At 45.5% G+C, this 7,708-nt stretch carries 11 protein-coding genes; 7 read left to right on the top strand and 4 right to left on the bottom strand.

Going from position 1 to position 7,708, the window contains the following annotated elements; all coding sequences use genetic code 11:
- The first annotated feature begins 228 nt into the window (after nucleotides 1-228).
- On the top strand, nucleotides 229-1,038 hold the full coding sequence (locus tag QUB16_RS25290; protein WP_333286992.1) for a metal ABC transporter ATP-binding protein: 810 nt from the start codon (nucleotides 229-231) through the stop codon (nucleotides 1,036-1,038).
- 126 nt (nucleotides 1,039-1,164) lie between these two features.
- Here QUB16_RS25290 and QUB16_RS25285 read toward each other — a convergent pair whose 3' ends face one another.
- Nucleotides 1,165-1,497: a hypothetical protein gene (locus QUB16_RS25285; protein WP_333320394.1), complete on the bottom strand. Its 333-nt coding sequence runs from the start codon at nucleotides 1,495-1,497 to the stop codon at nucleotides 1,165-1,167.
- Nucleotides 1,498-1,629: 132 nt separating this feature from the next.
- On the opposite strand from QUB16_RS25285, the gene QUB16_RS25280 reads away from it, so the two are divergent.
- The 3 genes from QUB16_RS25280 (at nucleotide 1,630) to QUB16_RS25270 (ending at nucleotide 3,372) form a co-directional block, all read left to right on the top strand.
- On the top strand, nucleotides 1,630-2,526 hold the full coding sequence (locus QUB16_RS25280) for a metal ABC transporter permease (RefSeq protein ID WP_333320392.1): 897 nt from the start codon (nucleotides 1,630-1,632) through the stop codon (nucleotides 2,524-2,526).
- 191 nt (nucleotides 2,527-2,717) lie between these two features.
- Nucleotides 2,718-2,867 (top strand): hypothetical protein, encoded by a 150-nt coding sequence (locus tag QUB16_RS25275; protein ID WP_333320390.1) that lies wholly within the window; start codon nucleotides 2,718-2,720, stop codon nucleotides 2,865-2,867.
- A gap of 46 nt (nucleotides 2,868-2,913) precedes the next feature.
- Nucleotides 2,914-3,372, top strand: coding sequence for a peroxiredoxin (locus QUB16_RS25270; RefSeq protein WP_333320388.1), 459 nt, complete (start codon nucleotides 2,914-2,916; stop codon nucleotides 3,370-3,372).
- A 317-nt stretch (nucleotides 3,373-3,689) separates the two neighbouring features.
- On the opposite strand, the gene QUB16_RS25265 is transcribed toward QUB16_RS25270, so the two are convergent.
- Together QUB16_RS25265 and hpf are read right to left on the bottom strand one after the other, a co-directional pair.
- On the bottom strand, nucleotides 3,690-4,328 hold the full coding sequence (locus QUB16_RS25265; RefSeq protein ID WP_333320386.1) for a Uma2 family endonuclease: 639 nt from the start codon (nucleotides 4,326-4,328) through the stop codon (nucleotides 3,690-3,692).
- 174 nt (nucleotides 4,329-4,502) lie between these two features.
- Nucleotides 4,503-5,156 (bottom strand): ribosome hibernation-promoting factor, HPF/YfiA family, encoded by a 654-nt coding sequence (gene hpf / locus QUB16_RS25260; protein ID WP_333320384.1) that lies wholly within the window; start codon nucleotides 5,154-5,156, stop codon nucleotides 4,503-4,505.
- Between the two features lie 152 nt (nucleotides 5,157-5,308).
- On the opposite strand from hpf, the gene lipB reads away from it, so the two are divergent.
- Nucleotides 5,309-5,992 carry a lipoyl(octanoyl) transferase LipB gene (gene lipB, locus QUB16_RS25255; protein ID WP_333320382.1) on the top strand — a complete coding sequence of 228 codons (684 nt, stop codon included), beginning with the start codon at nucleotides 5,309-5,311 and terminating at the stop codon, nucleotides 5,990-5,992.
- A 63-nt stretch (nucleotides 5,993-6,055) separates the two neighbouring features.
- Here the strand turns inward: lipB and QUB16_RS25250 are convergent, their stop codons facing one another.
- Nucleotides 6,056-6,277, bottom strand: coding sequence for a helix-turn-helix domain-containing protein (locus QUB16_RS25250; protein WP_332984474.1), 222 nt, complete (start codon nucleotides 6,275-6,277; stop codon nucleotides 6,056-6,058).
- 221 nt (nucleotides 6,278-6,498) lie between these two features.
- Here QUB16_RS25250 and QUB16_RS25245 point away from each other — a divergent pair, with 221 nt between their 5' ends.
- Together QUB16_RS25245 and QUB16_RS25240 are read left to right on the top strand one after the other, a co-directional pair.
- Nucleotides 6,499-6,732, top strand: a complete 234-nt coding sequence (locus tag QUB16_RS25245) for a hypothetical protein (RefSeq protein ID WP_333030095.1) — start codon at nucleotides 6,499-6,501, stop codon at nucleotides 6,730-6,732.
- Nucleotides 6,733-7,193: 461 nt separating this feature from the next.
- Nucleotides 7,194-7,541 carry a hypothetical protein gene (locus QUB16_RS25240; protein ID WP_333320380.1) on the top strand — a complete coding sequence of 116 codons (348 nt, stop codon included), beginning with the start codon at nucleotides 7,194-7,196 and terminating at the stop codon, nucleotides 7,539-7,541.
- Nucleotides 7,542-7,708: the final 167 nt, after the last annotated feature.

Genomic DNA, 7,708 nt, shown 5'->3' with positions numbered 1-7,708 from the left:
CTCACTCTTTGTGGAACAGGCATCTTGCCTGTTATTGAGCATGGTGGAAGATATCAGTTTTAACCGACTTGAGATTTTCGCCACAAAACCTATGGTTTGAGGGGTTTCGAGCTTGCACTGTCCCATTATCTACCTCTCGTGCGTTCCAGATTATTCCTATTTACCGATGATTTCATATTCTTTTCATTTTTACAGTAAACTTAATAAAAAGGAGATAGACTCACCCCCATGAATACCGCAGCCTTCCCCAACGAGAATCCTTGGTCTAAAATGGTTTGCCACCTCAAAGACAGCGCTACGGACACTGAAATTATCGCTGTTAAGCACTTAGCAGTAAACTACCGCACGGTAGAGGCACTCAGAGATATCAATCTTTCCGTCAAACCGGGAAGGCTGACGGGTATTATTGGCCCCAACGGTGCCGGCAAAAGCACCCTAATCAAAGCAATGTTGGGCTTAATTCCCGCAGATCGCGGCACTGTTACCTGGGGCGAAGAAGCGATCGCCGATCGACTCGAAACAGTAGCCTACGTGCCGCAGCGATCGCAAATTGACTGGAACTATCCCGCCACCGTTTGGGATGTCGTGATGATGGGAAGAGTCAGAAAAGCCGGATGGTTTCGCCGCTTCTCAGCAGCTAGCCGCCGCACCGCTGCCGATGCCTTAGAAAGAGTAGGCATGAGTGCTTACAAAGACAGACCGATCGGGCAACTTTCCGGCGGACAGCAACAGCGAGTATTTCTAGCTAGAGCCTTAGCCCAAGAAGCTGCTATTTTCTGCTTTGACGAGCCGTTTGTCGGCGTTGACCAAAAAACTCAAAATATTATTTTTGACATCTTCCACGAGCTAGCAAATGCCGGGAAAATCGTCTTAGTAGTCAACCACGACTTAGGCGAATCCATCACCAATTTTGATGATTTAATTTTGCTAAATACAGAATTGATTGCCGCTGGTTCCCGCCAAGAAGTGCTAACAAAAGAAAACCTTTACCGCGCCTACGGCGGGCAAGTAATGTTCTTTGCCGGACAAGCAGCTTGATTAGCTAGCAGTCAATCGATTTTAGATTTTAGATTTTAGATTTTAGATTTTCGAGGCGACCCCACGGATAAATGCGGGGCCTTGAGGATTTTCGATTTTCGATTTTGGATTGATTCCACGGATAAATCACGTGGCGGGTACCATCAAGAAATTCTTGGTCATTAATCTAGGAGTTACACTCTTGAACGCGGTTTTTTTGATAATCTTGAATTGGGCAACGATAAATCTCGGATCAAACTCACATCTTGCATCATTCTCAAGAACAGGCAAGATGCCTGTTCCACAAAGAGTGAATTTTCTTGTGGAACAAGCCTCAAGAACAGGCAAGATGCCTGTTCCACAAAGAGTGAATTTTCTTTCTTGTGGAACAAGCCTCAAGAACAGGCAAGATGCCTGTTCCACAAAGAGTGAATTTTCTTGTGGAACAGGCCTCAAGAACAGGCAAGATGCCTGTTCCACAAAGAGTGAATTTTCTTGTGGAACAGGCCGGAAAGCCTGTTCATAAAAAGCTTATTGAGAATGTGCAACATCTCAGATCGAACCGGGTTGCTTTGGTTGTTAGTCATTAGTTAACTGTGATTTGATAATTTTATGATACAAACCTTAATTGAGCCGTTGCAGTATGGATTCATGCAGCGATCGCTCGTAATTGCCATTCTCGTCGGCATCGTCTGCGCGATCGTCGGCAGCTACCTAATGGTACAGCGGCTGGCCTTGCTCGGAGACGCCATCAGCCACTCGGTTTTGCCCGGATTGGCGATCGCATTTATCCTCGGAGGAAATATCTTTATCGGCGCGTTCATTGCCGGAGTTTTGAGTACAGTAATCATAGCTTGGATCAAAGCTCGATCGACAATCAAAGAAGACGCCGCAATGGGCATCGTATTTTCAGCCTTCTTCGCCCTCGGCATCACCCTAATTACGATCGTCCAAAAAGACAACAAAATCGACCTCAACCACTTTCTTTTCGGCAACATCCTCGGCGTTACCCCCCAAGATGCGATCGACACAGCCGTCATAGTCGCCGTAGTCTTATTAGTTGTAGTATTCTTTTACAAAGAACTGCTATTTTACACATTCGATCCATTAGGAGCCCAAGCCACAGGTTTGCCAGTAAACCTGCTCAACTTCGGACTGATGGTACTCATCGCCCTCACAATAGTTGCCAGCCTCAAAGCCGTTGGCGTAGTGCTAGTTTTGTCCCTATTAATTACACCCGCAAGTACCGCCTATCTCCTAGTCACTCGCCTGCACCAAGTAATGATTTTAGGCGCAATAATCGGAGTTATTTCTAGCATTAGCGGAATGTATCTCAGCTACTTTTATAACTTACCATCCGGGCCCGCAATAGTTTTAGTTGCATCGGGGTTATTTGTGCTATCATTGCTCTTCAGTCCCACTCAAGGAATCCTCACCCAGCCCCGCACACACTCCGGTCAAATTCCTCCAATCTGGCGGGAATTGAAAAATTTAACTAAAGGCCGATAACAAATAACTTTGTAGTAACTCACATCTTGCAGCAATATCAATAAGAGGATTTTTCGTGGGGTCGGGCGGGTTTATAGAACCTATTTGCAAGCTTTAAGGCTGTTGGCGAACCCGCCCCTACGGCTAATTGAGAATGGTGCAAGATCTCAGTAGTAACTCACATCTTGCACCACTCTCGCTTAACAGGCAAGATGCCTGTTCCACACAGAGTGAATTTTCTTGTGGAACAGGCCGAAAAGCCTGTTCCTAAAAAGCTTATTGAGAATGGTGCAACATCTCAGATACTCCCGACTCGCCCGATCGCAACTACGAACTATTGGTCACAAAAAACAGTACAATAACAAAAGTTAAAATTTCCAGCAAACAGATCTACTAAGTTAAAAAAACATGACCGTCAAAGTAGGAGACACCGCACCCGATTTTACCTTACCATCTCAAACTGGCACATCAGTCAGCCTCAAAGATTTTAAAGGGAAAAAAAACGTCATAGTCTACTTTTACCCCAAAGACGACACACCCGGATGCACAACCCAAGCTTGCGCTTTTCGAGATAGCTACGAAGTCTTCAAAGACGCAGGTGCAGAAGTCCTAGGAATTAGCGAAGATACCCAACAATCGCACCAACAATTTGCCACCAAATATCAGCTACCCTTTACACTGCTGAGCGATACTGGCAACAAAGTTCGGCAATTATATGGAGTTCCAGCTACCCTGTGGATTATGCCCGGTAGAGTAACTTATGTCATTGACAAAGAAGGCATTGTCAAGCATATTTTTGACTCCATGTTAGACTTCAAAGCACACGTTGCCGAAGCACTCAAAACTTTGGAAGCTATTAAAAGTTAGGTGGATTTGCTTAAATATATTGTTGGTAGTGAGGACGAAAGTCATCAGGGCTGTTTCTGGGCAACCACGGGGGGATTGCCCCTACGGAAAACCAGGATTTTGTAGGGGCGGTGCGACCCCTACTCCCCGTGCCCGCCCCCAGCCACAGATGATTTCAGGGGAATTTCAGGCATCGGGGCAACCACGGGGGGTTTGCCCCTACAAGAAAATGAAACCGCCCTGCAAAAGTCCTCATCCCTCATTGTCTAAAAAAACCAGAAAAAACTAAATTCCTGACTGCGAACTAAGGGTTTTTAGTGAGGAAGAAAGTTCTCAGACTAGAGGTTTTCCCGTACCCAATTTTTAAAAGCTTGAATAGCGTGGGTTCTGCCCGCCACTTGACTCTGCTGAGTGTACTGATTCACCAGTTCGACAATGGGGATATTGGGGAAAGTGGGACTAACATCAGACTCAATATATTGTTCGGCTTGCAAGACGTTGATTTGTAGCCCTCGCCGTGCGTATCGCCAAAGTTCCGGCACTTCTAGAATTTGATAATTATCCAACTGCGTGCGAGAGGTGAGATCAATTTCTATAGCTAAGTCTGGGGGCGGATCAACACTCATATCAAGGCGATTTTTACCGATAACGGCTGCTTGATTTTGAATGTAAAAACAGCTATCCGGTTCTACAGCCTGACTCATGCGTTCATTTTTCAACGTTGTGGAACCTAACGACTCAAATGCTATTTGTCGTGTTTCCAACAAAATTTTTACCATGTCGCCAATAATTTCCTTGGCTTTTTCATGTTCGGGCAGAGGAACCATAATTTCTAACCGTCCGTTACTATAGGAAAGTCGGGAAGCACGACGTTCTCCCAATTCCGCCAAAATACTTTCAAATTGTTGCCAGTTAACATCCTCAACCAGTAATTGCTGACCAGGCTGAATCTTTAATTGTCTTAACTCCAATAACATAATTGTTCATCCATTTTCTCTCGGAAATATCGCCCAAGTCCTGACTACGAATCATTATCTTAAAAAACAAGAAAGGACTAAAGTCCTTACTAAAAACTCGTGGTTCGTAGTAAGGACTTTAGTCCTTTTTTGCTAACGGCTTGCACCCATTAACAATTAGCACTCAGCAATTATCTAGCTTTTTGCAACACTCGATTTTTCAGATGTAGCGCTTTCGGCAGTTTTGCCATTTTTGCTATTACCGTTACCGTTGCTGTGCCGGGGTTGGATAACTCCATAGCCACCGTGAGTCTTGCGTTCGTAGAGTACGTTAATTTCGTCTGTTTCCGCATTACGGAACATATAGAAATCGTGATCGATAATCTGCAATTGTTCCAAAGCTTGTTGCACAGTCATTGGAGGCATAGCAAAATACTTAGTCCGTACAACCTCAGCAGGAAGTTCGGGAGTTCGATCGCCAATCAGATCCGCTACTACAGGATGTTCTTCAACTACCGTAACCGTTTTGGCACTACTCTGGATTTTGTTGTCGTGACGTTTTTCCTTAAATTTCCGCAGTTGACGAGCTATCTTGTCGGCAACCAAATCTATGCTGGCATACAGGCTTTCCGTGCTTTCTTCAGCCCGAATAACGCTGCCGTTAGCATAAATTGTCACCTCAGCAGTCTGCTTAGGATTGATCCTGGGGTTACGAGCCACCGATAGATGTATGTCCACTTCTGTAGTCAAATTTTGAAAATGGCTAACTGCCTTTTCAACCTTTTGATTGACGTACTCGCGAATCGCATCGGTGATTTCTATATTTTTACCCTGGATAACAAGCTTCATAGAGCTCCCTCCCTTCTGTAACTTCGGTATATTTTATACAGTAGCACTATGTATTCTCGAAAACACTTATCTTCCAAATCTTTTATTATATGTTGACAATTCTTGATTTAAGCTGGGCCAATATTCCGTAATAACACTATTGACTTTTTTGCATGATTTCTCCTCTCATCCCTCAACAGTTAAATGCACAACCCTGCTTGCTTCTCGATTGGGGACAAGTTCCCTACTCCCAAGCTTGGGAAATCCAGCAAAAACTTGTGCAAGAACGCCGCGACAAGCCAGATTTGCCAGATGTCCTGATTTTGCTGGAACACCCGCCGGTCTACACTTTGGGACTGGGATCAAAGCTGGAATTTCTGAAATTTGACCCAAGTCAAACTCAGTCGGAACTGCACCGAGTTGAGCGGGGCGGCGAGGTGACTTACCACTGTCCGGGCCAATTGGTGGGCTATCCGATTTTAAATTTGCGCCGTCACCAACAAGATTTGCACTGGTATTTGCGGCAGTTGGAGGAAGTGCTGCTGGGGGTGCTGGAAGTTTTGGGGTTGAAGGGTTCGCGGGTTCCCGGTATGACTGGGGTTTGGGTGGATGGGTGCAAGGTAGGTGCGATCGGCATTAAAGTCAGCCGCTGGATTACGATGCACGGTTTTGCTTTAAATGTTTGTCCGGATCTGGCCGGTTTTGGGCAAATTGTACCTTGCGGGATTCCCGATCGACCTGTTGGGAGTTTAGAGCAGTTTATTCCCGGAATTGAGGTGGATCGAGTGCGATCGATCCTTGTCGCTGAGTTTGCTCGCGTTTTTGCAGTGGAAATTGTGCGATTCCCTACGGGATAGCTTCGCTTCACGAATCTGTAGGGTGCGTCGCTGTCAACCCTACTCCTAACCGCAGTCAGTTTTTTAAGTGCGATCGGAATTTTCCTCCTCATACACCATTAAATCTCCCGGTTGGCAGTTTAGTGCTTTGCACAAAGCATCAAGAGTTGTTTCATCAATTCTTGTAAGCCGGCGGCGGGTTTTGATTTTAGAAACAGATGTTGGGTGCATCCCAACTCTAGCCGCCAATTCTTTATTGCTGATATTGCGATCGGCCATCACAACTGCCAATTTCCAACGGATCACTGCGGGTACTCAACTACTAGCCAGGGCTTTGCAAGGTGATGTTAGCATCCTGCAACCTTCACTAACACTTGTTTTGCCGTATCGGCAATATTTTTTGTCGTATCGCTTGACTTGCAGCAGCGAATGAACTATGCTGAGGATGTACAAACGGAAAAGCGATCGCCCCTTGGCCTCGAAAACTCAAGGGCGATCGCTCTCCGACTATTGTCTAGTTAAAACTTATGATATCACAGCCAAAGTCAGTTCCCGAACTCCTGCGCGAAGAAATTCCCGACGCACCCACCGGCAAGCAACCGATCCGATTGTTGATTTGCGGGATTCCCAAAGGAGTCGAAAGCCTCATCAATCTGCTGCACGTTTTGGGTTTTGCTGAAGTTGGGGAATGGAGCCCGCCTTTACCATCCCCTCTAGCAGGTGAAGTAATGCGGATTTTAACCCGTTACTGGAAAGAATAATCTTTAAGGGCGATCGCCCTTTCTTGAGCCAAGTGCGATCGCTCTTAAATTATCAAAAACATCAGGCTTAATTCTCTACCCAATCACTTAAAAACTCAACAGTAAGGATGCTAAATATCGAATCGAATTAACGCGGCGGTGTTTGCGAGACTTGGGGGTATTAGAGAGAGAATTTTAACGGTCTGTACTTAGGATCGCGAATTAAATAACTTACAATTTTAATTGTTATTGTGGGACGGGCGGGACGCCCATCCCACTTTCAAGAGTGGAAGTTATTTAATTCTCATTCCTTACTGATTCAAGAATTGAGAGAATTGGTGATATAATGCGCGATCGCGGGCTTCTCTAACCTCAGACAGAAGCAAGACCGATGCAGAAATACGTCCTCAGAGTTTTGCGATCGCCCCTAGCATCAGGTACGATTCTTGTTAATTATTGCGCTCAGTCAGGAGAAAAAATTTATGCCAGATATGTCCGGTCAAGACCCCTCGGAAATTAAAATGGCGACGGTTCATGAAGAAGAAAAAGGCGCAACGTTTAACGGTACGGTCATCCTTGCTATCGATGTCGAGGGTGCTGGGGAAGTCCTTTTCTTCAGAGACTTTTTGATTGAAGATTATAAAGGCGAACTTACCGCTTATCTGGCAACAGATGGCAATATAACGAAAAGCATTGATTTAGGGGAACTTAAGCATAAGAGCACCACCTTTAAGCTGCAAATTCCGCTGGGGACGGATACATCACCCTACAATACCGTCGTGCTGCGCGACGAAAAAAGCAAGAAAAAAGTTGTGACGATCGAGCTGTAAAATTGGCAATTTAGCTCGTAGTTGGGCCAAATTTGTTAGCGCAGCCCTCGAAGAGGATCGCCCTTTTTTTCCTGAAGTGCGATCGCTCTTAAATTAAGGTGGGAGCATCTCAGTTTTGCATTTACAGTGCGAGCGTCCCCGCTCGCGTATTGTACAATACGCGAGCG

The sequence above is a fragment of the Microcoleus sp. D3_18a_C4 genome, from assembly GCF_036702415.1.
Lineage (GTDB): Bacteria > Cyanobacteriota > Cyanobacteriia > Cyanobacteriales > Microcoleaceae > Microcoleus.
This window is presented reverse-complemented; position numbering and strand designations above follow the sequence as displayed.